This window comes from Variovorax sp. P4_D9 (assembly GCF_056401695.1).
Map to the genome: position 1 here is coordinate 1 of NZ_JBFUIU010000027.1, position 22,494 is coordinate 22,494.

At 66.0% G+C, this 22,494-nt stretch carries 24 protein-coding genes and 1 pseudogene; 7 read left to right on the forward strand and 18 right to left on the reverse strand.

What is annotated here, in order from left to right:
• The coding region (locus AC1DY5_RS05105) for a hypothetical protein (RefSeq protein ID WP_478109321.1) at positions 1-214 on the reverse strand (214 nt) is incomplete at its 3' end.
• Positions 214-1,269, reverse strand: coding sequence for an autotransporter family protein (locus AC1DY5_RS05110; protein ID WP_478109317.1), 1,056 nt, complete (start codon positions 1,267-1,269; stop codon positions 214-216). The genes AC1DY5_RS05110 and AC1DY5_RS05105, both read right to left, overlap by 1 nt.
• Positions 1,270-1,280: 11 nt before the next feature.
• Here AC1DY5_RS05110 and AC1DY5_RS05115 point away from each other — a divergent pair, with 11 nt between their 5' ends.
• On the forward strand, positions 1,281-1,955 hold the full coding sequence (locus AC1DY5_RS05115) for a hypothetical protein (protein WP_478109323.1): 675 nt from the start codon (positions 1,281-1,283) through the stop codon (positions 1,953-1,955).
• Positions 1,956-1,977: 22 nt separating this feature from the next.
• On the opposite strand, the pseudogene AC1DY5_RS05120 reads toward AC1DY5_RS05115, so the two are convergent.
• Positions 1,978-2,028 (reverse strand): annotated as a pseudogene (locus AC1DY5_RS05120) (ESPR-type extended signal peptide-containing protein); the annotation flags it as partial.
• Positions 2,029-2,449: 421 nt separating this feature from the next.
• Complete coding sequence (locus tag AC1DY5_RS05125) at positions 2,450-3,139, reverse strand: DUF3016 domain-containing protein (protein WP_478109266.1); 690 nt, start codon at positions 3,137-3,139, stop codon at positions 2,450-2,452.
• Between the two features lie 161 nt (positions 3,140-3,300).
• On the opposite strand from AC1DY5_RS05125, the gene AC1DY5_RS05130 reads away from it, so the two are divergent.
• Positions 3,301-3,627, forward strand: coding sequence for a YidH family protein (locus AC1DY5_RS05130; protein ID WP_478109268.1), 327 nt, complete (start codon positions 3,301-3,303; stop codon positions 3,625-3,627).
• A gap of 66 nt (positions 3,628-3,693) precedes the next feature.
• On the opposite strand, the gene AC1DY5_RS05135 is transcribed toward AC1DY5_RS05130, so the two are convergent.
• Both AC1DY5_RS05135 and AC1DY5_RS05140 read right to left on the reverse strand, forming a co-directional pair.
• On the reverse strand, positions 3,694-4,062 hold the full coding sequence (locus AC1DY5_RS05135; protein ID WP_478109270.1) for a response regulator transcription factor: 369 nt from the start codon (positions 4,060-4,062) through the stop codon (positions 3,694-3,696).
• 165 nt (positions 4,063-4,227) lie between these two features.
• Positions 4,228-4,641, reverse strand: a complete 414-nt coding sequence (locus AC1DY5_RS05140; protein WP_478109272.1) for a hypothetical protein — start codon at positions 4,639-4,641, stop codon at positions 4,228-4,230.
• Between the two features lie 779 nt (positions 4,642-5,420).
• Between AC1DY5_RS05140 and AC1DY5_RS05145 the strand changes: the two genes are divergently transcribed.
• The gene (locus AC1DY5_RS05145) at positions 5,421-5,984 is read left to right on the forward strand and encodes a cation:proton antiporter domain-containing protein (protein ID WP_478109274.1); all 564 of its coding nucleotides are present in this window, start codon (positions 5,421-5,423) and stop codon (positions 5,982-5,984) included.
• Here AC1DY5_RS05145 and AC1DY5_RS05150 read toward each other — a convergent pair.
• The 7 genes from AC1DY5_RS05150 to AC1DY5_RS05180 all read right to left on the reverse strand — a co-directional run bounded on the left by AC1DY5_RS05150 (position 5,908) and on the right by AC1DY5_RS05180 (position 13,357).
• A complete protein-coding gene (locus tag AC1DY5_RS05150; protein WP_478109275.1) occupies positions 5,908-6,384 on the reverse strand; it encodes a hypothetical protein in 477 nt (158 codons plus the stop codon). The two genes, AC1DY5_RS05145 and AC1DY5_RS05150, sit on opposite strands and share 77 nt — an antisense overlap.
• Before the next feature lie 239 nt (positions 6,385-6,623).
• Positions 6,624-7,085 (reverse strand): molybdopterin cofactor-binding domain-containing protein, encoded by a 462-nt coding sequence (locus AC1DY5_RS05155; protein ID WP_478109277.1) that lies wholly within the window; start codon positions 7,083-7,085, stop codon positions 6,624-6,626.
• Between the two features lie 8 nt (positions 7,086-7,093).
• A complete protein-coding gene (locus AC1DY5_RS05160) occupies positions 7,094-7,432 on the reverse strand; it encodes a (2Fe-2S)-binding protein (RefSeq protein WP_478109319.1) in 339 nt (112 codons plus the stop codon).
• Between the two features lie 150 nt (positions 7,433-7,582).
• On the reverse strand, positions 7,583-9,067 hold the full coding sequence (locus AC1DY5_RS05165; protein WP_478109279.1) for an arylsulfatase: 1,485 nt from the start codon (positions 9,065-9,067) through the stop codon (positions 7,583-7,585).
• A 172-nt stretch (positions 9,068-9,239) separates the two neighbouring features.
• Entirely contained in the window at positions 9,240-9,635 is a 396-nt protein-coding gene (locus AC1DY5_RS05170) for a hypothetical protein (RefSeq protein ID WP_478109281.1), read from the reverse strand.
• Between the two features lie 112 nt (positions 9,636-9,747).
• Positions 9,748-11,709: an alkyl/aryl-sulfatase gene (locus AC1DY5_RS05175; protein ID WP_478109283.1), complete on the reverse strand. Its 1,962-nt coding sequence runs from the start codon at positions 11,707-11,709 to the stop codon at positions 9,748-9,750.
• A gap of 37 nt (positions 11,710-11,746) precedes the next feature.
• Positions 11,747-13,357 carry a GMC family oxidoreductase gene (locus AC1DY5_RS05180; RefSeq protein WP_478109285.1) on the reverse strand — a complete coding sequence of 537 codons (1,611 nt, stop codon included), beginning with the start codon at positions 13,355-13,357 and terminating at the stop codon, positions 11,747-11,749.
• 146 nt (positions 13,358-13,503) lie between these two features.
• On the opposite strand from AC1DY5_RS05180, the gene AC1DY5_RS05185 reads away from it, so the two are divergent.
• From AC1DY5_RS05185 to AC1DY5_RS05195, 3 genes are all read left to right on the forward strand, one after another.
• Positions 13,504-14,454: a LysR family transcriptional regulator gene (locus AC1DY5_RS05185; protein ID WP_478109287.1), complete on the forward strand. Its 951-nt coding sequence runs from the start codon at positions 13,504-13,506 to the stop codon at positions 14,452-14,454.
• Between the two features lie 97 nt (positions 14,455-14,551).
• Positions 14,552-16,423, forward strand: coding sequence for an ATP-binding protein (locus tag AC1DY5_RS05190; protein WP_478109289.1), 1,872 nt, complete (start codon positions 14,552-14,554; stop codon positions 16,421-16,423).
• A gap of 9 nt (positions 16,424-16,432) precedes the next feature.
• Positions 16,433-17,047 (forward strand): response regulator transcription factor, encoded by a 615-nt coding sequence (locus tag AC1DY5_RS05195; RefSeq protein ID WP_478109291.1) that lies wholly within the window; start codon positions 16,433-16,435, stop codon positions 17,045-17,047.
• Here AC1DY5_RS05195 and AC1DY5_RS05200 read toward each other — a convergent pair.
• Positions 17,044-18,078 carry an HAD family hydrolase gene (locus tag AC1DY5_RS05200; protein ID WP_478109293.1) on the reverse strand — a complete coding sequence of 345 codons (1,035 nt, stop codon included), beginning with the start codon at positions 18,076-18,078 and terminating at the stop codon, positions 17,044-17,046. The two genes, AC1DY5_RS05195 and AC1DY5_RS05200, sit on opposite strands and share 4 nt — an antisense overlap.
• Positions 18,079-18,102: 24 nt before the next feature.
• Positions 18,103-18,516 carry a carboxypeptidase regulatory-like domain-containing protein gene (locus AC1DY5_RS05205; protein WP_478109296.1) on the reverse strand — a complete coding sequence of 138 codons (414 nt, stop codon included), beginning with the start codon at positions 18,514-18,516 and terminating at the stop codon, positions 18,103-18,105.
• Positions 18,517-18,702: 186 nt separating this feature from the next.
• Here AC1DY5_RS05205 and AC1DY5_RS05210 point away from each other — a divergent pair, with 186 nt between their 5' ends.
• The gene (locus tag AC1DY5_RS05210) at positions 18,703-19,020 is read left to right on the forward strand and encodes a hypothetical protein (protein WP_478109300.1); all 318 of its coding nucleotides are present in this window, start codon (positions 18,703-18,705) and stop codon (positions 19,018-19,020) included.
• Positions 19,021-19,069: 49 nt separating this feature from the next.
• On the opposite strand, the gene AC1DY5_RS05215 is transcribed toward AC1DY5_RS05210, so the two are convergent.
• The 3 genes from AC1DY5_RS05215 to AC1DY5_RS05225 form a co-directional block, all read right to left on the reverse strand.
• Positions 19,070-20,470 carry a patatin-like phospholipase family protein gene (locus AC1DY5_RS05215; protein ID WP_478109302.1) on the reverse strand — a complete coding sequence of 467 codons (1,401 nt, stop codon included), beginning with the start codon at positions 20,468-20,470 and terminating at the stop codon, positions 19,070-19,072.
• A gap of 35 nt (positions 20,471-20,505) precedes the next feature.
• Complete coding sequence (locus AC1DY5_RS05220) at positions 20,506-21,246, reverse strand: hypothetical protein (RefSeq protein ID WP_478109304.1); 741 nt, start codon at positions 21,244-21,246, stop codon at positions 20,506-20,508.
• A gap of 134 nt (positions 21,247-21,380) precedes the next feature.
• Positions 21,381-22,457, reverse strand: a complete 1,077-nt coding sequence (locus AC1DY5_RS05225) for an AraC family transcriptional regulator (RefSeq protein WP_478109305.1) — start codon at positions 22,455-22,457, stop codon at positions 21,381-21,383.
• Positions 22,458-22,494: the final 37 nt, after the last annotated feature.

A 22,494-nucleotide genomic window follows, 5' to 3' on the forward strand; every position in this document is an offset into this window, starting at 1 on the left:
GCGTCTGCAGCTTGCGGTCGCATTCGGCCAGATGACCGGCGATGTCGTCATACATTGCGAGCGATTGGCGCAGCACGAACAGATGCTCATCGCGCCAGTTACCGGTCAGTGCCTTGGGATCTCTTCGGCGACCAGGAATCACATGCCCTGTTTCTCCGCGAACGCCCGGCCCGCAGCATACGGGATGGGCGTGGCCGCGACGGCCCGACTGCATCACCAGGCCACCCGCACGCCCAACGAGCCTTGCACCGAAGACTTCACCTGGGCTTCGCCGCCGCYGCTGAACAGTCGCCCGATCTCGCCGTAGAGCGTCGTGACGGGCGTCAGCGCCAGCGAAAAGCCGCCCGCCAGTTCGGTCGAGGTGTAACCGGTCGCGCTGGAGATGCGCGTGGCGGTGGCAGGGCCGACGAAGGTCACCACGTCCGCGCCGGAACCCGCGCGGTAGACGTTGACGCGTGCATAGGGCTGCAGACGGCCGGCCGTGGTGAAGAAGTCGCCCTTGATGCGCACGCCGAGGCGGCCGATCCAACCTCCGTCGGCGTCCTGTTGGACGCGTGCGCCGACGATCCACACGTCGTCGAATCGTGTGCTTTGATGGATCAGTTGCGCCTGCGGCTCGATGGTCCAGGACTCGGCCACAGCGAAGGACTTGCCGGCTTCGAGCGATGCCGAGACGCTGCGCGCCTTGCCTGACGTCGCCAGGCTGGCGTTGGGCTGCACGGTGTAGCGATGGCTACCCGCTTGCAGCACGGCATCGGCGTACCAGCCGCTGGCATCCATCCAGGTCGCATATCCGCCGAAGTAGCTCGATTGCAGATCGTTCTTGCCGACCCTGCCGAAGGCGCCGGGCGCATTTCCGCTCACGTCCACGCTTCCGTCCAGCGAACCGGCGTAGACACCGATACGCCAATTGTCGGTAGCCAGCAGGTCGCTGCCGGCCTGGAGCCCGCTCAGGTGACCCTGACTGTAGGGCGCGACGGTGCCGTTCTGGCGGATGTCTAGATCCGTGTAGATGGCGCGCGCCCAGGCACCACGTTCAGGACCCGTATCGCCGGCGCGGCGATGCAGGTTGCCGATCATCGCGAGATCGCCCTGACGCACTTGCGCTGGAAGGGCAGCGAAGAGCGGCGTCTCTTTCTGATAGACGGGTGGGATCGGGGCAAGCGCCGCTGCGCTCGCTTCGGTTTGTGCAGCCGGCGCTGCATCAGCGGCGACGGGTGCTGCGCTCTTTTTCGGGTCCTCTGCGCTGACCGCGTCTGGCGCCGCCACTGAAGACGCGGGTGCGGGTGCAGYCGGTGCGGGTGCGGGTGCGGGTGCGGGAACAGGGGCAGGAGCAGGCGCAGGTGCCGGTGCCGGTGCCGGTGCCGGTGCAGGTGCAGGCGCAGGCGCAGGTGCGGGAGCAGGCGCGGGAGCAGGCGCAGGTGCGGGAGCAGGCGCAGGCGCAGGTGCGGGTGCGGGTGCGGGTGCGGGTGCGGGAGCAGGCGCAGGAGCCGGCGCGGGTGCCGGCGCAGGTGCGGGTGCCGGAGCGGGTGCCGGTGCGGGTGCCGGAGCGGGAGCGGGTGCGGGTGCGGGTGCCGGTGCCGGTGCAGGTGCCGGTGCAGGTGCCGGTGCAGGTGCAGGTGCCGGTGCGGGCGCAGGAGCAGGTGCAGGTGCAGGAGCAGGAGCAGGTGCAGGGGCCGGTGCGGGTGCGGGTGCCGGTGCAGGTGCAGGTGCAGGTGCAGGTGCAGGAGCAGGAGCAGGAGCAGGAGCCGGTGCAGGTGCAGGTGCAGGTGCAGGTGCGCACTGAGCGTTGCCTACGTCCTTGTCGTTGCCACAGTTCGCCGCCGAGGCGACTCCTGCGACGGCGAGGAGCGCCAGGGCAACAAAGCCTTGAAGCCCTTTCGCGCGAGCAAACCGGGGCGCGTGGCCGTCGGAACTGGGCTTGGAAATGGCCGTTGGCGTGGACTTGCCGATAGCGGTTACCAGTTCAGAAGCTACGACCCACTGGCCTTTAGATGCATTCCAGACGACTCTGAAGACGCGATTCATGGTTTCTCCTCGGATTTGTTAGCGCCGCCGAAGCGGGAAATGAGTACTTTCGAATTTAGGTCTTAGGTACTCAATTTCAGAGGAAGAAATGCACACAACCGGTTACATCGTTGAGATAAGTGAATGCTTTAGTAACAAAAGTCACATCCTGAAGGGCGAGTTCGACTGACCGGAGGAGCGGGGCCGGTCAGATCCAGCCGGCAGCCGTCAGCATTGAAGGCCGGACTGGAGGCCATGTACATGCTGCGTCGCCTAGAAGTGTGTGGTCACCAACTCAAAGGTTCGCATGCGCGATGGGAGCGGCCGTGCGCATGCGCCTTTCAAAGGGCAGGGATCGACCCGATCGAAACACGCGGCATGTGTTGTGGCGTTGCGACGCCTATCGCCTCCTCATCGCTGGGACGGCCCGGCGAAGGTCCGGTCATTCGCTCGGCGCTGGCTCGGGCGAGGTCCGGTCCAGCCGAGCCTGGGCAACGATGTGCCGGCTGAACCAGTCGTCCAGCATGGCCTTCTCGTAACGCAATCGGTCACTGGATCCGTAGCGATTCACCGTCATGAGGTAGTTCAGATCGAGGACTTGCTCTTCGGCGCTCGCGATCACCCGGTCGCCGCGCGTCAGCGTGTAGTGCAGTTCGATGCGTGGCCAGGTGATGTCACGCAGGACACGCACATCGGTGCCGGTGCGGAAGCGAAACGGCTCGAACCACCCGGCCAGATCGATGTCCAGCACCTCGACGCGCAGCGCGTCGTCGGCCGCCAGGCCGCCCTCGACCAACTGCCGCAGGTGCCGCTCGATGTCGCGCATGACTTCGGCGCGCTCCTGCCCGGTGCCATGGCGATGCGAATACGCGGCATCGGTGAACTTGTCCGGATCGACGAAAACGACCGACAGTGCGGCTGCGAAAGCCGCCGCCGATACACTGGCGGAGACGGCGACGGCGATCGCCGCGAGTGTGGGAAGCGAGCGTCGGGACATGGCGGCTCCCTTGAGGGGCACGGTCTTCTTCGATCCTGCGGCGAGACGCCGGGTTCCGCGCCGTGCACGCTTCAGCGATCCGTACGTGGCACTCAGGCGGACACTGCACTGGCATTCGGACTTCGGCGTCCGCACAATGCCTTCGATGCACCGACGCAACCACGCATGGAAACGATATGCCAGCACTCCCAACTTCATTGCCGCCGAACTCGGGCCCCAATCAGTCCGAGCCSCATSCAACGCCATCSAGCGARTCGGCCCAACTGAACACCGACCTGGCCATCGAGCGCACCCTCATGGCCGCCGATCGATCCTTGATGGCCTGGGTGAGGACTGCACTTTCCATGATCAGTTTCGGATTCACCATCTACAAGGTGCTCGAGGMAATGCAGCAACAAGGGGGAATGGGGGCGGCAAGCCAGTCACCGCGCAACATGGGYCTCTTCCTGACGGGCYTGGGCACCATGGCCATGGTGATGGGCACCATGGAGTACTGGCTTCGGCTCAAGGCGCTGCGACGGGACAAGAGCTTTCGCCTGCTGCAGCCCTCGTTCGTCATGGCGTTGATCATGTCGGCAACGGGCCTGGGCATCTTTGCGGGAATCACCCTCCGGCTGCTTTGAGCACGCCGATKAAGTGCACGGCCGCGCCGTAGCGCGCGTCTGGCCGACGAGCAGGCGCCTGCGGAGTCATAGCGGATCCGCGCGCACGCGGCGCACCKCAGCACGCAGTTCGCGCACGCTGACCGGCCGCTCCAGAAAATCCGTCGCTTCCAGTCGCGCGATGTCGACGGCAGTGCGAAACGCGGAGTGCGGACCCAGGACGATCACGGGCAGTGCCACGCCCCGGTGCCTCAACGCACGCACCAGCCTGAGCGTTGCGGCCTCGTCGACATCGGCCGACGCGATCAGACACTGACCTGGACCACTGGGCGGATCGGCAAGAAAGGCTTCGCTGTCGTCCACGAATACCACCGAGTCGGTGATCCGTCCGAGCGCCGATTCGATCCACGCGCGCTCACCCTCCTTGAAGCCGACGACGTAGACGGTGGTGGACATGGCTTCGGCGTCTCCCGAGGCATTGAAAGTGGCGGATCTCAGCAGTGACCGCTTGCGCAAAATCCGGTCACCAATGGTGAGGCCATCCAGTCGATGCAACCATCCCGGCGACCACGCAGCACCACGTACGTATCCACCCAACGCCCGACCGCGGCGCGCCCTTGGCTAGCGGCGAAATCCGATGAAGGCGGGCCCGCCCCAGCCACCCCAGCCGCCCCAGTCCATGGCATTCATCTCGTTCATCTGGGCCGCCTCGAGGTTGTTGTTGCTGAGTTGCTTGGCAACGCGCAGCCGCTGATAGTCCTGGTATTGAGGCAGCCCGCCAACGTAGGCCAGATTGTTCATCGAGTCCGGCAGGACGTAGTAGGTGGTGCCCTGGTAGGTGACGGGCGAAACCTTGTCCTTGGGAAGCTTCGCCAGCATGGCCTGCTGGTCCGGCTTCGTCGGCGTGATGACCTTGAAGCCGGCGGCGATGGCCAGGTTGTCGTTGCTGAGCGCGGTGTTGGTGGCGCAGCCGGCGAACAGTGTGAACGAGACCGCGGCAGCCAGGTACTTCAATGCGTCGAATCGTTGATTCATGGTGGTTCACCTCGAAAGATTGTTGACGGAAAGCTATGATGGCCTGCGAGCTCGCCCCCGGTGTATACGTGCAGCAGGCGACTCGCCTACTTGCCCCCAGCTCGATCGCGGAGTTCTCGCCGGTGTCGAAGCGCGTCACCACGCCGGCGGGATTGAAGTAGACATAGAACAGGCGCGGCATGTAGTTGTCCATGTATTGCCAACTCCAGACAACGCCATCGAACGAAGACTCATGCGTGACCTGATACGGCTTGCCATAGGCGCGCAGCACATCGGCCTTGGCCCATTTGCCGATCTGGATCGGGTTGTTGTAGAGCGGATAGTTCAGCATCGAGCGCACGGCGACGACCCGGCCGGCGGCGTCGAGGTCGACGTTGTCGACCTGGTAGCCCGCAGGCTCGCGCGAGTACTGCAGTCGCTCGCCGCCGTCCGGCAACGGGTAAGTGGCGCTCGGCTTGCCCAGTTGCTGCAAGGCCTGGGCGCGCGTCGAGCCTATCTGCAGCCGCGCGGGATCGGTCGCGCAGCCGGCAAGCGGGGCCCACAGGACTGTCGCCGCAACCCGTGCCGTCCAAACCCCAGCTTGCATGATGGCCTCCTGCCGAAGCGCGAAATCGCGATGGCCCCAGAGGCCTCCTCGATGATGCGATCGTCGATCTGTCGACCCGAAAGGGTCAATCCCGGCGGCCACTCAATCCACGTACGTGCCGGCGCCGCGCGAGCACGTACGTGGCCGGACAGGAAGCCCGGCGGCGATTCCACGCTCCAATAGCGTCGCCTGGATGGCCGCGCTTCCCACCGGTGTCATGTCGTTCATCGATCTCGCTCACAGAGCCATCGCTCTCCTCCCCGCGCTCGCCCGCTTCGCCATCATGATGGCGCTGATCATCGCCGTTCCCCGGATCTCGCGAGCCCTTCGCATCCCGAGCGTCGTCGGCTTGCTGCTTAGCGGCGTGCTGCTTGGTCCGCACATGCTCGTTGTCTTCCCGCCCGACCATCCGGTCGCCGCATTCTTCTCCGACCTCGGCATGCTGCTGCTGATGTTCTTCGCCAGCTGGGAAATCGACCTGGACCTGTTCCGACAGAAGATCTTCCGCTCGCTGACCCTAACGCAGGTCGCCGCGACGCTCGCGGCCGCCCTGGTGGCGACCAAGACTTTCAACGCCGTGGGGCAGCCACTGCTCGACGCGCGCACGTTCAACGGTGTGCTGCTCATGGTTCTGGTCACTTTCGTGCTCGGCCCGCTGCTGGTACAACGGTTCGCGCCTGTCATGCGGGCCGCGCCCGATCGGCCGGCTCCCACACCAAGGAATCATCGATCACCCGAGGCGCCCAGGCCCGAATAGTAGGCCGCGAGGGCGCTGATAGCGACGGGGTCCAGACCGTGAGCGCGCCCTCCTTGAAATCGGCGACCGCGCACGAAGGACCGATCGAGCCGTTCAACGGGAAGTCGTAACTCGCGCGCAGCTGCCGGCCGGCGCCGGCCAGCGGGGCGGCCGGGCCGGCCGTGCGTTGCAGCGGCTCGCTGCGATCGACCTTGGCGCCGCGCATGTAGGCCACCAGGCGGGCGTCGTCGGGCAGACCCTGGCCGGCGCTCCACTTCGCCACCAGCGCGCGCGATGCTCGAACGGCCGCCCATTCGTCGCTCGCCACCACGGCGAGGAAGTCGCCCTGGCGCACGACGGCCAAGTAGCCCGGGATGTCGCGGCACGGCGTGTCGTCCCATGATTCGAGCCTGGCGCCCATGGCCGCGGGATGCACATGCGCGCGTGCACCATGTCCGGCACCCGGACGTCGTGCACGAATTCAAAAGTGCCGAAGATCTTGGCGGGAATATCGAGACGGCGAACGGGCGTGCCGACGATCCGATAGTCCTTCGGATCCTTCGTGCGCAACGCAGGGTCGAGCTTCATCGACAGGCTGCGGCCCTGCAGCAGCGCCGCATAGCTGACGCCCGCGCCGCCCGCCCGCGGCGCCACGGTGCCCTACTGCACAACCAGTTGGTCGCTGGCGATGCCCAACCGGGTCGCGGCCTGGTCCAGCAGAGCCTCGCGCGCCGTCGCCGCCGCCTTGCGGATCTGCATGCCGCCGGCCTGGATCGAAAGGCTCGAGTCGGTCGGATGCTGGTCGGGCGTGAGTAGGGTGTCACCCTGGATCGTCGCGACCCGATCCAGCGGGACATCGAGTTCCTCGGCGACGATCTGGGTGAGGGCCGTGAGCACGCCGGTTCCGAGCTCCACCTTGCCGCTGTAGAGCGTGACTCTTCCCTGGCTGTCGATCGCGAGGAAGCCGCCGACCTTGCCCGCATCGACGCTCTTGCCCGACGCCGGCGTGCCTGCCCGTTGCGCGAACGCGATGCCGGGCCGCGGCGCGAAGACGAAGCTCACCACCAGCGCACCGCTGCCCTGCAGAAGTGCGCGACGGGAGAGCGGGGCGGGGCAGGCCATTCGAACGCTCAGGCCATCTTTTCGACGGCCCGCATCACGTCGCGCAGGATGCGCACGTGCGTCCCGCATTTGCACAGGTTGGCCGCCAGCGCCTGTCTCACCTGGGCTTCGGTCGGGTGCCGGTTGCTCGCGAGGAAAGCCGCCGCCTGCATGATCATTCCATTGATGCAGTAGCCGCATTGCGCGGCCTGTTCGTCGATGAAGGCCTGTTGCAGGGGATGCGGCTTGTCGGGTGTTCCGAGTCCTTCGAGGATCACGATCCGGGCGCCGGCCACGGCCGAGACCGGCAGCCGGAAATGAAGGCCGTGCAGACCCAGCTGATTGCGCAGCGCATAGAGCAGGGGCATCGTCGGATCCTCGGTCTTTAGATCCCTGGCCTGGCCATTGACGGTCAGCTTGATGGTCGTGGTGCTCAAGACACGCTCCCGAAGTTGGCGTCCGGCCCCCGGCCGCCCCGGCCGGGCGCGCGCAGATGCGCGCCCCGGGGCGATCCGCACTCAATGGGCCGCGATGCTCGACTCCTGGAGCTTGCGCAGCACTTCATCGAGGTTGAAGGCGGCGGGCTTCTGCCGTGGCGGGAACTTCACGAAGGCATTGATCTGCTGCGCCACCGTGCCTTGCATCGCATAGACGATGTAGGCATGCGAGATCACCCAGTCCCAGTAGGTGTTGGAGTTCTCGTCGGCCCGCTCGAAGGGATCGCGCCGCAGGTTGAATATCTTGGGCGCCCGGTACTTGACGAAGGGCTCGAACCAGCACTGCAGCGTCTTGGCGCGCTGCTCCATCAGCACGACCTTCCAGTCATGCATGCGGATCGCCATGATCTCGCCGTCGTCACTGATGTAGAAGAAGGTCTCCCTCGGGCTCGTCTGCGTCTCGCCGCTCAGGTAGGGCAGCATGTTGTAGCCGTCGATGTGCACCTTGAAGCTCTTCTCGCCGACCTTGCTGCCGTTCAGGAGCTTCTCCTTGACGTCCGCTTCGCCGGCCGCCGCGAGCAGCGTCGGCAGCCAGTCCTGGTGCGACACCACGCCGTTGATGACGGTGCCGGGCTTGAACTTGCCGGGCCAGCGGACGAAGCACGGCACGCGCCAGCCGCCTTCCCAGTTGGTGTTCTTCTCGGCCCGGAAGGGCGTGATGCCGGCGTCGGGCCAGCTGTTGTAGTGCGGGCCGTTGTCGGTCGAGTACATCACGATCGTGTTGTCGGCGATGCCCAGCTGGTCGAGCTTGTCGAGCATCTGCCCGATGTGCTCGTCGTGCGCGACCATCACGTCGTTGTAGTCGCCCTGCCCGCTCTTGCCCTTATGCTTCTCGGCGCAATGGGTGCGGAAATGCATGGCCGTCGTGTTGTACCAGAGGAAGAAGGGCTTCTGGTCGGCATGGCATCTGTCGATGAAGTCGAGCGCGACCTCGGTCGTCTCGTCGTCGATCGTCTCCATCCGCTTCTTCGTCAGCGGGCCGGTGTTCTCGATGGTCTGGCCGCCCTTGCCGTCCGCCCGGCAGCGCAGCACGCCACGCGGTCCGAAGCGCTTCTTGAACGCCGGGTCCTTCGGGTAGTCGGGATCCTCGGGCTCTTCTTCCGCATTGAGGTGATAGAGGTTGCCGCAGAATTCGTCGAAGCCATGCACCGTGGGCAGGTACTCGTCCTTGTCGCCCAGATGGTTCTTGCCGAACTGGCCGGTGGTGTAGCCATGCGGCTTCAGGAGCTCCGCGATGGTCGGGTCTTCGGCATGCAGTCCGACCGACGCCCCGGGCATGCCGACCTTGGTCAGCCCGGTGCGGATCGGGTTCTGTCCCGTGATGAATGCCGCCCGGCCCGCCGTGCAGCTTTGCTGCGCGTAGTAGTCGGTGAAGGCGACGCCCTCGTTCGCGACGCGATCGATGTTCGGTGTCCGGTAGCCCATCTGCCCACGGCTGTTGTAGCTGATGTTCCACCAACCGACATCGTCGCCCCAGAGAATCAGGATGTTGGGCTTGCTCGTCATGGTTGTTCCTCGACATGGTTGAGGTGCCAGGTCACCTCGAGGTCAGCCTGGACATGCATACGCCACCGCTGCCGCTGCGGTGATCGCAGCACCGTGCGCCCGGGGGATGCTATGTCCGACCGATCTGCCCGCGTATCCCGGTAACCACGCACGAGCACGTACGTGGGGCCCGTCACTTGCGAAGCTTCCAGCGCATCACCAGGTTGATCAGGCTGCGAACGACGAGATACGGAATCACCGCCAGAACGACGGCCACCATGATGGCCTCGCCGGGATACACCCAGCGCAGCACGCTGAACTGGTAGATCGCATCGATGACGATCGCCAGCAGGAACACCTTTCCCACATGCCGCCAGCCTTCCTTCAGCAGGGCCCTTCGCTGCGACGAATCAGTCGCCAGGGCCCAGAAGTAGAGCGGGCGCCCGTCACGCGCATCCTGCCGGCCGGCACGGAACGCGAAGATGGCCGCCATCAGCGGCTGAACCACGAAGCGGAACGCGAGCGGCGCGTGGCTGCCGCTCGTGATATCGCTCCAGGTCCGGACGAAGGCGTCGACGATGAAATCCATGGCTTGAGGCCCCGTGGCGCCGTGTGGGGCCACAGGCTCTCCCCGGATTCTGGGAGCCGTCATGGCCTGGGGCAATCCCGGCGGCCACGCAGCGCCACGTACGTGGCGCGGCTCAGCGCGTCACGATCGGGAAGGTGCCCGGTGCCTTGTCGATCAGCGACAGGAAGCGCACGAGGTCGATCTTGCTGCCGTCGACCGAAAGCTGGTCGGACAGCAGCATGTCCTTCACGCCCGCGGTGCCGGCCATCATCTTGACGAAGATCGGCTTGGTCAGCGTCAGCGTCGCGTTGGCGTCGGCGGCCGGCGCTGTCTTGCGGTGGTGCAGCACCGCGTTCTCCAGCCAGAGCTGGAAGCTCTCGCCGGTGTCGCTGAAGACCAGGTTGATCTTGGTATCCTTGCCCTCAGCGGCGGGGCCGTCCAGGCCGGCCGCCATGGCCTCGAGGAAGCGCTCGACCGGGGTCTGCGTCAGCATGTCGATAAAGCCCGAGCGATCGACCCCCTGCTTCGGCGGCCCCTGGCGCAGCTCCGCCGCTGCGCTCAGGTAGCTGTTGCGCCAGGTGGAAGCCTCGGCCACGTAGCCGAGCTGTTCGTAGGTGCGCGCGAGCAGCTCGCGGGCAGCCTTGTCGCCGCTGTCGGCGAACACCACGTGGTTGAGCAATTCGGCCGCCCACCGGTAGTCGCCCTTGTCGAAGGCTGCCTGCGCCGCCTGCATGGCGCGCTCGGCGCCGCCGGCCAGCGCCACGTAGCGCTTGGCCGACTCCTGCGGCGGCAGCGGATCGAGGTTCGCCGGGTTGCCGTCATAGGCGCCGAGGTAGAACTGGTACACCGCCTTCACATTGTGGCGCAGGTCGCCGTAGTAGCCACGGGCGCCGAAGTGCGTCTGCAGCGATTTCGGCAGCTTGATCTTATCGGCGATCTCCCGCGGCGTCAGGCCGGCATTGATCAGGCGCACCGTCTGGTCGTGCGTGTACTTGTAGACGTCGCGATGCTTGATGATGAAGTCGAAGATGCGCTGGTTGCCCCAGATCGGCCAATTGTGCTGGCCGAAATAGACTTCGGCGCCGTCGAGCTGGTCGAGCGCCTGCTGCATGTAGTCGGCCCATTTCAGCGCATCGCGGACCTTGGCGCCGCGCACCGGCAGCAGGTTGTGCATGGTCTGCGCCAGGTTCTCCGCGCCGCCATAGGCCTTCAGCGCGGGAATCGAGAAGGTCATCTCCGCCGGCGCCTCGGCACCCGGCACGTTGTGGAAGACGAAGCGCACGCCGTCGAGCGTCATCTCCTCGGTCGGCTGCGTGACCAGGACAGTCGGCGGCAGGATGCCGAAGCTGCCATAGCCCACCGCCTTGCCGAGGCCGGTGTCGACCAGCCCCTTGGGCGAGCGTTCGAGTTCCTTGCCGAACTGGTAGAACGAGCGCCGGCCCATGGCGGTGCCGACCATCACGTTCTCGCTGGTCGCCTCCTCCATGAATCCCGCCGAGGCGACGACCGGCACCTTGCGAGCCGCCGCTTCCTCGGGCGAGATCACGCCCAACGCACCGCCGAAGTGGTCAATGTGGCTGTGCGAGAAGACCACCGCGCTGACCGGCTTGTCGCCCAGATGCTTGCGCGCGAAGGCCAGCGCCGCGGCGGCGGTCTCCTTGGCGGTCAGCGCGTCGATGACGATCCATCCGGTCTTGCCTTCGACCAGCGTCATGTTGCCCATGTCGAAGCCGCGCAGCTGGTAGAGACCGTTGGTCACCTTGAACAGCCCGATCTGCGCGTTCAGCTGGGCATGGCGCCAGAGGCTGGGGTTGACGGTCGGCGGCGCGGCCCCATCGACGAACTTGAAGGCATCGAAGTCGATCAGCACCCGGCCATCGGCGGCCACGATCTTGCCTTCGGGGCGCGCGATCAGGCCGCGCTGAGCGTCTTCGAACGCCTGTCGATCGCCGAGCGGCAGGATTTCTTCGAACACCGCGTTGGCCGCGACGGTCGGGGCCGTGGCACCGCCCACGGGAGCGGCGTTGCGTTGGCCRCAGGCGCCCAGGGCGAGGATGAGCGCCGCCGCGAGCGGCGCCTTCAGAAATGGCTTCATGAGAGAGTCTCCGGTTGTCTTGTGTCTGTGCTGTCTGTCAGTGCGGATGCGCGTTCGCGGCATCGGCGCGGATCATCTCGGCAGCCTTCTCGCCGATCATGATGGTCGGCGCATTGGTATTGCCGCCGACGATCGTCGGCATGATCGAGGCGTCGGCGACGCGCAGGCCGGCGATGCCCTGCACGCGCAGCCGGGCGTCGACCACGGCCTGCGCGTCCGAACCCATCCGGCAGGTGCCCACCGGGTGGTACTGGGTGTCGGCGCGGGCCCGGATATCGGCGATCAGCGCCTTCGTGTCGTTGGCGGCGACGGGGTACAGCATCGCCCCGCGGATGCCGTCAAAGGGGGCCGATTCGACAATGCGCTGCTGTGCCTGCGCGCCCTTGACCAGCAGCGCCAGGTCGCGCTCATCCTCGAGAAAGCGCGGGTCGATGCGCGGCGCCTGCCGCGGATCGAGGCTCGCCAGCTCGACGCTGCCCCGGCTGTGCGGCCGCAGGACGTCGACGTGGCACGAGATGCCATGTCCCAAGTGCTGCTTGCGCGCATGGTCGTCGACGATGCCCATCACGAACACCAATTGCAGGTCGGGAACCTCGACCTCGGGAGAGGAGCGCAGGAATGCACCCGACTCCGCGATCGAGCTCGTGATGCGGCCGGTGCGCTTGCGCCGCCATTCGAGCATCGCGGCGCCGAGCTGAAGACCGCCGCGCAGCGACACGCCGAAGGTGCGACTGTCGCTGGCCGTGCGCCAGGTCTGCACGTAGTCGATATGGTCTTGCAGGTTGCGCCCGACGCCGGGCAGATCGCGCAGCACCGGAATCCCCAGCTGCTGCAGGTGAGCGCCAGGGCCGATACCCGACAGCATCAACAGTTGCGGCGATCCGAATGCGCCGGCGCTGACGATCACTTCGCGCCGCGCCTTCACCTGCCGCGTCGCGCCGTCGTGCACGTACTCGACGCCCACGGCCCGGCCCGACTCGAGCACGATGCGCGAGCTCACGGCACCCGTCACAACCTGCAGGTTGGGCCGCGCGAGGTGCGGGGTCAGATAGGCCTTCGCAGCGCTGCAGCGCTCCCCATTGCGCTGGGTCACCTGGTAGGGGAATGCACCGAAGGGCTCCGGGACGTTGTAGTCGGCGATCGTCGGCAAGCCCTGCAGTGCCGCGGCCTCGAGGAAGGCCTTGTTGATCGGACTCGGGCACTGCAGCGCCGCCACGTTCAACGGGCCCCCCTGCCCATGCCAGGGGCTGCCGCCGAACTGCTCGTTGTGCTCGGCCTTGCGGAACAGGGGCAGCACGTCGTCGTAGGCCCAGCCCGCATTGCCGAGGCCCGCCCAGTGGTCATAGTCGTGGCGATGCCCGCGCACGTAGAGCATGGCATTGATCGAGCTGCTGCCACCCAGCGTCTTGCCGCGCGGCTGATAGCCGCGACGGCCGCCCAGGCCCGTCTGCGGCACGGTCTGGTAGGCGTAGTTGTTGATGCGCGTGGGCACCATTGCAATCACACCGGCCGGCGCATGGATCAGGACGCTCTTGTCCGGCCCGCCTGTTTCCAGCAAGGCGACCGAAACGCCCGGATCCTCGCTCAAGCGCGAAGCGATCACACATCCGGCCGATCCGGCCCCCACCACCACGTAGTCGAATTCCATGTTGTCTCTCTTTGTTTGGGCCGGCGCGAGGGGTCGCCGCGTCGTCAATGCGCGATGCGGGGCCGGTCCGTGGACCCGAAGAATGCCGAAAGGAGACACATCGGTCCAATGCATAATCAGGAAGCATTGATTGCGTGGAGCGCATAGTGAACCTGCGACAACTCAGTCACCTGATCGCGCTCGCCGAAGAGGGGCGCTTCGTCTCGGCGGCCGACAAGGTTCATCTCAGCCAGCCGGCCTTCAGCCGCAGCATCCAGTCCATCGAGGAGCACTTCGGCCTGAAGCTGTTCGAACGGGGTCCTCAGGGTGCGAAGCTGACCCCCGCCGGGCGAACGCTCGTCGAGCGCGCGCGACGTCTGGTCTTCGACAGTCGATGCCTGGAACGCGACGCTGAGTTGTTGCGTCAGGGCGAACTGGGCGAACTCTGCATCGGCGTGGGGCCCATACCGGCCGCTGTCCTGGTGCCGCGGCTGCTGGCCGAGCTGCGCCGCAAGGCCCCGCGGGTGATCGCGCGCGTGCGCAGCGGGAACGTCGAGAGCCTGCTCGCCCTGCTGCTGGCCGAGGTGATCGACTTCTTCGTTGCCGATCCGCGGCTGCTCGTTCGCGATGCCCAACTGGACATGGTGCCGCTCATGAAGATCACCGGGGCGCTGTACTGCCGAGCCGACCACCCCTTGCTGCGGGACGACGGGGCCACGCCGGAGAGCCTGCGCCGCTACGGCATCGGCATGGTCTCGACCAAGCCGGAGTTGTTGGGGGTGGTCGCGCAGGCACTCGGCTTCGCGGATCCCGGAGCCTTTCCGCTGGCGGTCGAATGCGACGATCTGCACACGCTCTCCAGGCTGGCCATGGACGGCGACCTGCTGGCCTTGCTGCCGCATGGTCTGGCGACCGCCCTGGGCATGGACTTGCGGCCGCTGCGCTTGTTCGCGACCCCAACGACGCTGTTCGCCGATGTTCACGCGATCTGGCTGAAGGGCCGCACCCTGTCGCCCGCGGCCGATCTGGCGATCCGCGAATGCCAGGCGCTCGGCGCGGATTGGCCCGGTCCGTCACCGTTGCCGGCAGCGGTCGCCATATCCCGAAAGCCGGATTGACGGCGCGCGAACGATGTCGCGATGATTCGGATGCGGCCAGACGCGATGCGTCCCGATCAGGCCGGAAAACACCGAAATGCCGCAAAAAGTCTTTAACTTGCGAGATCATCCCTGCGCACTGCCGACGCCAATCCAGAGGTCTCGCTCAGAGGGACGGGGCAGCGCTCGGGCCGCGCCTGCCCGCGACCTGCCGGACCTGCTGCGCTTCGAGCGCCTGCTGTCGGACCTGTCGGCCATCTTCATTGCCGTGCCCGTGCACGACATCGACCGAGCCATCGAGGAAAACCTAGCACGCATCGTGAAGGCCCTGGACATCGACCGGTCGACGCTGACGCGCGTCTTCACGCTGACTGGCAGCGCCCAGGTCACGCATTCCTATGCCGTCGACGGCATCGCGCCGGTGCCTCCATTCCTCGCCGCGCGCGATTCGAATCCGTGGGCTCTTTCGATGGCGATCGCGAACCGGCCGGTCGCGTTCTCCCGGCTCGACGACCTGCCGCCGGAGGCCGGCGTCGACAAAGAGAGCTGGCGTCGGATCGGCCTGAAATCGCACGTCATGATGCCGATCATGGTGGCGGGAAATCTGCACGGCGCCCTCAACTTCGGCTCCATCCGGGTCGAGCGCGAATGGCCCAACGAGCTGCTCGGCCGGATGCGTCTGCTGGCCGAAATTTTCGGCAGCGCCCTCGCCCGCAAGCGCGCCCAGGAAGAACTCGAGCTCGCGATCGGCTTCGAGCGGCTGGCCAGCAACATCCTGGCTTCCCTGGTGATGGCCACACCGGAGGCGCAAAACGAGGCCATCTCGCGCGGCTTGGGCGAGATCGGCGATTTCGTGGACGCCGAGCGGGTCGCCCTCTGGCGGGGGATCGGCGGCAACGCGCGCTACGACCAGACGCAGCATTGGCATGCGGAAGGCTTCGCGCCGCCGGGGACGGGCGGAACGGGCGACTTGCCGTGGCTCAGCAGCCGCGTGGCTGCCGGCCACGTGGTCCGGCTGTCCTGTCTCGAAGAGCTTCCATCCTGGGCGAACCCGGACCGCAACACATTGCAGGCACTGGGTATCCGCTCATTGCTCGTGGTGCCGGTCGCAGGAGAAACGGCGAGCGCGCTCTCGATCGCGACGGTCCGGCGTGAGCATGCATGGCCGGACGCCTTGCTCCCCGGTGTCCAGCTGCTCGCAGAGGTGTTCGGCAGCCTGCACGCGCGCGAGGCGGCCGAGCGCCGCCGGCTTGCCGCCGAAATCGAGGCAGCGCACTGGCGCGAGCGTCTGGCGCATCTGGTGCGGGTTCACACGGCCGGAGAAATGTCGGTGGCACTGGCCCACGAGATCACCCAGCCGCTCGGGGCGATCGAGAATTACGCGCTCGCCGCGCGACACCGCGCGACCGAAGCAACGCCCGACATGTCGCGGATCACGGAACTGCTCGACAAGGTCATCGGCCAGTCCACGCGCGCCGGCGACGTCGTGACGCGCATGCGCAGCATGGCGCAGCGACACGAGCTGGACCCCAAGCCGATCCGCATCGAGCAGGCGGTGAGCGAATGCGTCAGTATGGTGAAGATGGACTGCGATCTTCGCGACATCCGCATCGAGTTGCCGCCGACAAGCCCTCTGCCCGAGGTGGTGGTCGACGAAATCCATGTCCAGCAAGTGGTCCTGAACCTGCTGCGCAATGCGATGGAGGCGATCGAGCTCGCGCCCCCGGACGGTCCAAGGGAGATCGCCATCGCGATCCGGGCCGGCGAGCGCGACGAGGTGCGGGTGGACATCGCCGACCGCGGCATCGGCATCGCCGAAGGCGACCTGGAGCGAGTGTTCGAATCCTTCTACTCGACCAAGCCGAGCGGCCTTGGCGTCGGACTCGCGATCTGCCGCAAACTGATCGAGGCCCACGGCGGCAAGCTCTGGGCCTCGCACAATCCCCGCGGCGGGGCCTTGTTCAGCTTCACGCTGTCGCGGCTTCAATAGACTCGGGCCATGATCGAACCCACCGTATTCATCATCGATGACGACGAGGCCTTTCGCGACTCGGTGCGCGAACTGGTGAACTCGATCGGCCTTGCCGCCGAGGCCTACGGTTCTGGGCTGGAGTTCCTCGAAACCTTCGATCCGTCGCGGCCGGGCTGCCTGGTGGTCGATGTGCGCATGGCCCGCATGAGCGGACTCGCGCTGCAGCAGCGGCTGGTCGCGATCGGCGCGCGAATCCCGATCGTCTTCATCAGCGGCCATGGCGACATCGCGATGGCGGTCAAGGCGGTCAAGGACGGGGCCGTCGACTTCGTGCAGAAGCCCTACCGCGAACAAGAGTTGCTCGACGCCATCGACGAAGCCCTGCGTCGCGATGCGGGCATGCGGGCGGCGCCTGTCGCCGACGCCCATCCGGACCTGGCCAGGCGGATTGCCGCCCTGACCGAGCGCGAGCGCGAGGTGATGTCGCTGGCGCTCAAGGGCTTGCCGAACAAGGTCATCGCCAAGGAGCTCGCGATCAGCCATCGCACCGTCGAGCAGCATCGCAGCCGGCTGCTCGAGAAGCTGCAGGTCCACTCAATCACCGAGCTGCTGCGAATGAATCTCGAGCTTCCCTCCCGCTAGATCAGCGATTCGCCGCCTGCCGGAGACTGGAACGGAAACACCACCGCCCAATCCCGCTTCATGTCGACGACGGTCCAGCCCTTGGCTCGGGCCAGATCGAGCGTCGAGGCGCTCAGCTTGCCGACGCCGGAATTGCTGTCGTACACCCACTCACGCACCGCGTCGGTGTGGTGAACGATGCCCATGAAGCGCGCGCCCGTGCCGGCGCCCGTCCACTGGAGCATCTGCAAGTCGCCGTCGGAGTTGCCGAAGGCGAAGACCGGCCGGCGACCGATGTGCATATCGATGCCCACGGGCTTGCCGGGTCCGTCGTCGATGAACCCCAGTTCGGGCAGCCGCATGATCACGGGCTGGCCGTTGCGTTCCTCGTAGCGAGTCTTCCCGCTGCTGCCCACCACCTGCTCCGGCGGCACGCCATACACCTTGTCCGTCCATGGCCGCATGAAGGCCATGCCGCCACCCGAGACAATGAAGGTCTTGAAGCCGTTCGCGCGCAGGTAGCTCATCAGTTCGATCATCGGCTGGTACACCATCGAGGTGTAGGGCTGGTCGAACCTCGGATGCTTCGCCGTGGCGAGCCAGTCGCGCACCAGTGCGTCGAACTCGGCCGTCGACATGCCGGTGCTGGTGGCCGCCACCAGCGCGAGGATGGATTTCTCGCCGCCCGCCATCGCTTCCTTGACATCGCCCTTCAGCACTGAAGCGAAGGGCTCGGTCGTCTTCCACTCGGGATGCTGTGGCGCAAGCATCTTCACCCGGTCCAGGTTGAAGAAGACCTGCGAGTACAGCGGCTGTTCGGCCCACAGCGTGCCGTCGTTGTCGAAGGTCGCGATGCGCTCGGGTGGCGGCACGAAGTCCGGCGAGCCCGGCGTTGTGACCTTGCCGACGAAGCCGATGATCGACTGCTTCACGCTGCCTTCGTTCCAGGATGGAAGCGGATCGGGATTGACCAATGCGCAGAGCAGCAGCAGCGCGTAGAGTGCCAGAAAACAAACCGGCCGGGACCGTTGAACTGAAGCAGCGGATTGCATCGGACGATCTCTTCGACCGAACGCCTAGAAGCTGAAGTCGATCGCCTTGGGGCCACCGCCGACCACGACGCTCTGCGATTTGCTCTTGCCCATGGCTTGCGCATCCACGGTGTAGCTGCCGTCCGGAAGCTTGATCAGGCAGACGGGCCCGGTCGACGGCACCGTCAGCACGCTGGCGCCCTTGGCATCCTTGATCGTCACGGTGACCGAAGCCATGTATTCACCTGCGGCGGTTGCGAACAGCAGCGAAAGGGGATAGTCCTTCCGGGCGGCGAGCATCGCCTTGGAAGAGGCCTCCCCGATGCCGCCGCAGGTGAAGCTCGCAGTTCCCTGGGTCTGCAGCGGCGGGATGGCGGGCAGGTTCTGGGCCAGCACGGGTGGTGCCATGCCCGAGAGCACGACGGTCGCGGCGCCGAGGGCCGAAGAAATCAGGCGCATGGGGATCTCCTTCGCAGCGCTGAGTTCGCAATACGCCGATTCTCGAAAAAGCAGCCGGCCCGCGGTATCCCAGCGGCCACCTAGATCACACCTAGATCCACGTACGTGGTGGACACAGGGGACACGAAGGGCGAAGCCCGCCATAAAATGCCCCTGCGCATCACACGCCTTATGACACGACATCGGTTGAGTTTGAAGACGCCGCTGCTGGCCGCGATAGTCCTCGCGAGCGGATGGAGTTCGAGCGCCCTGGCCTTCGATGACTTCGAGGGCGCATACGTGAACGGCAACACCACGATCACTTGGCGCGCCGGGGGTCGTTCGGGCAACGAGTTCCTGTCCAGTCGATGTCCCGACAAGAAGTTCCGCCACCGCACCCAGCCGGGCGACGCCCATGCAGGAAAGGACTACACCATCAAGTCGGACTTCGGGTTCACGAAACTGGTGGTCACCGGCTCCAGCAAGTGCCTGCCTCGAGGCACCTACAAGCGCGAGGGACCGTAGGACGCCCAAGTGCCAGGACGACCTGGAGCTTGCAGCGCGATGACGCGCGTCAGGGCGCGGCGGTTGCCGGCACGGCCGTCTCTGCTTGCGCTCGCAGTCCGGCCAGCAAGCGCTGATAGTCCGGATTGTTGCGCAGCAGCTCCCGGCCGGTGGCAATCAAGCGCGCCACTTGCTCCTTGTCCAGAACGAAGCTGGTCGGGATCTCGTTCAGGAAGCGGCGCAGCGGCAGGTCGGGAACGTCCTCGAAGCTGAGCCGAATGAAGTACGAGTTCACGGGCCGTTCGGGCGTCGAGAGCTCGCGGGTCCAGCGTTCGAGGTTCTGCTGGGTCTGTTGGAGCGTCGCCACGTTGTAGCGATGCAACTGCACATTGGTGACGGCGTTCATAGTCTGCTCGAAGCTCGGCGCCCGGTTGCTCTCGCCGATGCCCGCGGGCGTGTCGGCGGCGGCATTGACCGAGATGATGGCGATGTGACGCGGCGCCGCGATGTCGAGCTTACTGACGTAGTTCTCGGCACCCCCGGCCAGTTCGACGGCGTCCAGCAGTGCGCGAAGACCCAGGTTGTCGGTGATCCCGCCGTCGACGAACTGGGCGTACCTGTGCGTGACCTTGTTCTGGTAGGCGAGGTCATCCTGCACCACCATGCTCAAGTAGGCATCGTCGCTGTCTCGCTTCTTCGCGGCCGCAAGCCAGGGAGGCATGCCGCTGGCGCAGCCACTGTAGTTCTCTGCCACGACGGGCCCGAACAGCACCGGCACGGCGCTCGATGCCGTGACGGCGCGCGCCAGCGGGAAACTGCTCAGGTCCGAGCACAGCAGGTCGAAGTACTCCTGGACAAACGAAAACCGTCCGCCCGAACTCAGGTCGGAGCTGTTGATCAGGATCAGCGGCGCATCGCGCCTTGCCAGATCGCTGAATGTTGCATCGCCGAAGAGCGACTGCTGGTAGTAGGAAACCGCCATTTCGGTGCGGCCGTGGCTGCTGAACCAGCGCATGGGATCCAGCAGGCCCCGCAGCAGGGCGCCTTCGACGTCGTTGCGAAGGAATCGCTCCTCGTAGTCGATGAAGATGCGATCGCCGTAGAGGCCGTAGTAGGCGGATGTGAAACTGCCTCCGGACACCGAGCTGATGACGTTGATCGCCTCCAGCAGGCTCTGTTCCTTGCCATCGATTCGGACGCGGGTGTCGCGCAGCTCCTGCATGACCCCGTAGGACAGGGCGGCAGCGCGAGTGCCACCGCCCGAGAAGGCGACGGCCAGCGTCAGCTCGCCGGAATGACGACGCGGGTTCCTGGCGAACTCACCCAACGAATAGACGGTGCCATCGTGGCCTGGAGACAATGGCACATTGGCGATCACACCGTAGGTGGTGCAAGCGCCAAGCGCCAGTGCCGTGCCCAGCAACAGCAGCAGCGAGCCTCCGCGCGAAAAGACAGCCGACGAAGCCGTCATGTCGCTCGCCGATGAAGCTGGCTACCGGAATGCAGCTAGGACTTCTTGACGACCGACGTGGCGAGAGCCTGTGTGATGGTCAACTTCATCTGGTCGCCGACCTTGACGCCATTGAGCATGGCCGGGTCCTTCAGCTTCACTTCGGTGAAGTGACCGAATGGACCCCGCACCATCACGGTGCCCTTGGCCTGATCGATCGCCCAGATGTTCGACACCATCGTCGTCTGCTTCATCGCGCCCGCGCCGGGAAGCTGTCCGACCTGGGCGCGGTCGACGGCCGTCGTCGACGACGCCATGCGGATGCCGTCACCCTTCTGGAAGTCGAGCGCCACCGACTGGATGTAGGTGGCATCGACCATGTCGCCAACCTTGACCTGGGCCAGGTTCTTGACCCTCGGGTCGACCATCACCGCGAACTCGTTCCCCTCCGGTCCCTTGAGGGTCACGATCCGGTTCTTCGGATCAATCGCCGTCACCAAGGCGGAGATCGAGATCTCTTTCATCATGTCCCGGACATCCAGCACCTTGGGGGTGGCTGAAGGCGTGCTCGGCTGCGCCATAGCCGGCGCCGTGAATGCCAGGGCCGAAGCCAATGCAAGAACTGTGTAGTGGGCTGCTTTCATTTCAAGTTTTCCTTTCACGTCCGGATAGACGGACCGCTTGCGGTACCCATGCCAGATCAGACGACCTGATATCGCAGTGATCGCTCGCACCCCGCCCTGAGGATTTTCGCGATTGCGATGCGGCGCGCTATCCGGACGGCCACGCAGGAACACGTACGTGGCCTAGGTGGGTACCGGGATAGGCCGCGAGCTCTCCCGCCTTGACAATGACCCGCGAGCGTCGAATGCCCCGCTCGGCGCCCACCTATGCGTACCCCCAACCCGGCGGTGCGTGCGCGCAACCCGCCTCAGCCTCGACGCTCTCGAAAGTAGGCCGGCGTCTGGCCGGTCCATTTCTTGAACGCCTTGCGAAAGTTCGACGTGTCGGCGAAGCCGCTGCGCTCGGCGATCTCGTCCACCGACAGCTCCGTGCGCGCCAGCAATTCGATGGCCAGGCGCTTGCGGATGCCATCGATGATGTCCTGGTAACTGGTGCCGGCATCGACCAGTCGGCGATGCAGCGTGCGGCTCGACATGTGCAGCCGCTCGGCCATCTCATCCGCCCTGGGCACGGCACCCGCACTGTTGAGGCAGGCTTCCTTGATCGACTTGATCAGAGTGTTCTCGCCGCCGATGGCTTCGAGCATGCGGCCGCAGAAGTCCGCGGAGAGGYTGGCCGTGATGGGGTTGGCATTGGGCAGCGCGAGCCCCAGCAGGCTGGCGTCGAACTGCATCTGCATGGCATTCACATCGAAGCTCACCGGGCAATTCAGGATCTCGGGATAGCGGTCGGCACAGGCCGGCGCCGGGTAGGGCAAGAGCATGCGCCGCGGCTGGAACGGCCGCTCGAGCACCCGGCCCATCAGGGTCAGGATCGAGCTGAACCAGAACTCGGTCGCCAAGGGCAGCAGGCGGCCGAGGTCCAGGACATCGCGTCCCTCGAAGATCGCCAGCTCGCCTTCGATGTGGAAGCTCTTCTCGAGCACCGGACCCGCCAGTCGCACGTGCTGGATGCCGAAGCTCACCGCATCGCCCAGAGTCGCACTGCTCAGCAGCACATAGCCGAAGACACCGAAGTCCGAGATCCGCTGCCGCTGCCCGGCCAGCAGGCCGATCGCAGGATCCGGCGACAGGCGCTCCACGTTGTCGAAGAGCGCGACTTTCTGGCGCTGCGACAGCCGCGCGTTGTGGTCCGTAATGGCCAGCGGCGAGATCCCCGTGCCCTCGAGCACTGCCGCTGCGTCGACCCCGAGTGCGGCCATCGTCTCGACCAGCGCGGGCAGGCCCAGCGTGCTTTCGCTCGGCATTTCGATGTCGCCGCCGGCGTGACGATAGCGCAGGGACGACAGGGCCGGGGATGGGCGGGTGATGGACTTGCGGCGCACGGGGTCTTCTTGGCGGGTTGGCAGATTTTCACCCGAT

Coding starts and splice junctions, on each gene's coding strand:
- AC1DY5_RS05140 (WP_478109272.1), bottom strand. CDS start 4,641: ATGAATCAACGATTCGACGCATTGAAGTACCTGGCTGCCGCGGTCTCG.
- AC1DY5_RS05145 (WP_478109274.1), top strand. CDS start 5,421: ATGGCCGCGCTTCCCACCGGTGTCATGTCGTTCATCGATCTCGCTCAC.
- AC1DY5_RS05215 (WP_478109302.1), bottom strand. CDS start 20,470: ATGACGGCTTCGTCGGCTGTCTTTTCGCGCGGAGGCTCGCTGCTGCTG.
- AC1DY5_RS05170 (WP_478109281.1), bottom strand. CDS start 9,635: ATGGATTTCATCGTCGACGCCTTCGTCCGGACCTGGAGCGATATCACG.
- AC1DY5_RS05180 (WP_478109285.1), bottom strand. CDS start 13,357: ATGGAATTCGACTACGTGGTGGTGGGGGCCGGATCGGCCGGATGTGTG.
- AC1DY5_RS05155 (WP_478109277.1), bottom strand. CDS start 7,085: ATGGCCTGCCCCGCCCCGCTCTCCCGTCGCGCACTTCTGCAGGGCAGC.
- AC1DY5_RS05205 (WP_478109296.1), bottom strand. CDS start 18,516: ATGCGCCTGATTTCTTCGGCCCTCGGCGCCGCGACCGTCGTGCTCTCG.
- AC1DY5_RS05160 (WP_478109319.1), bottom strand. CDS start 7,432: ATGCCCCTGCTCTATGCGCTGCGCAATCAGCTGGGTCTGCACGGCCTT.
- AC1DY5_RS05165 (WP_478109279.1), bottom strand. CDS start 9,067: ATGACGAGCAAGCCCAACATCCTGATTCTCTGGGGCGACGATGTCGGT.
- AC1DY5_RS05195 (WP_478109291.1), top strand. CDS start 16,433: ATGATCGAACCCACCGTATTCATCATCGATGACGACGAGGCCTTTCGC.
- AC1DY5_RS05150 (WP_478109275.1), bottom strand. CDS start 6,384: ATGGGCGCCAGGCTCGAATCATGGGACGACACGCCGTGCCGCGACATC.
- AC1DY5_RS05200 (WP_478109293.1), bottom strand. CDS start 18,078: ATGCAATCCGCTGCTTCAGTTCAACGGTCCCGGCCGGTTTGTTTTCTG.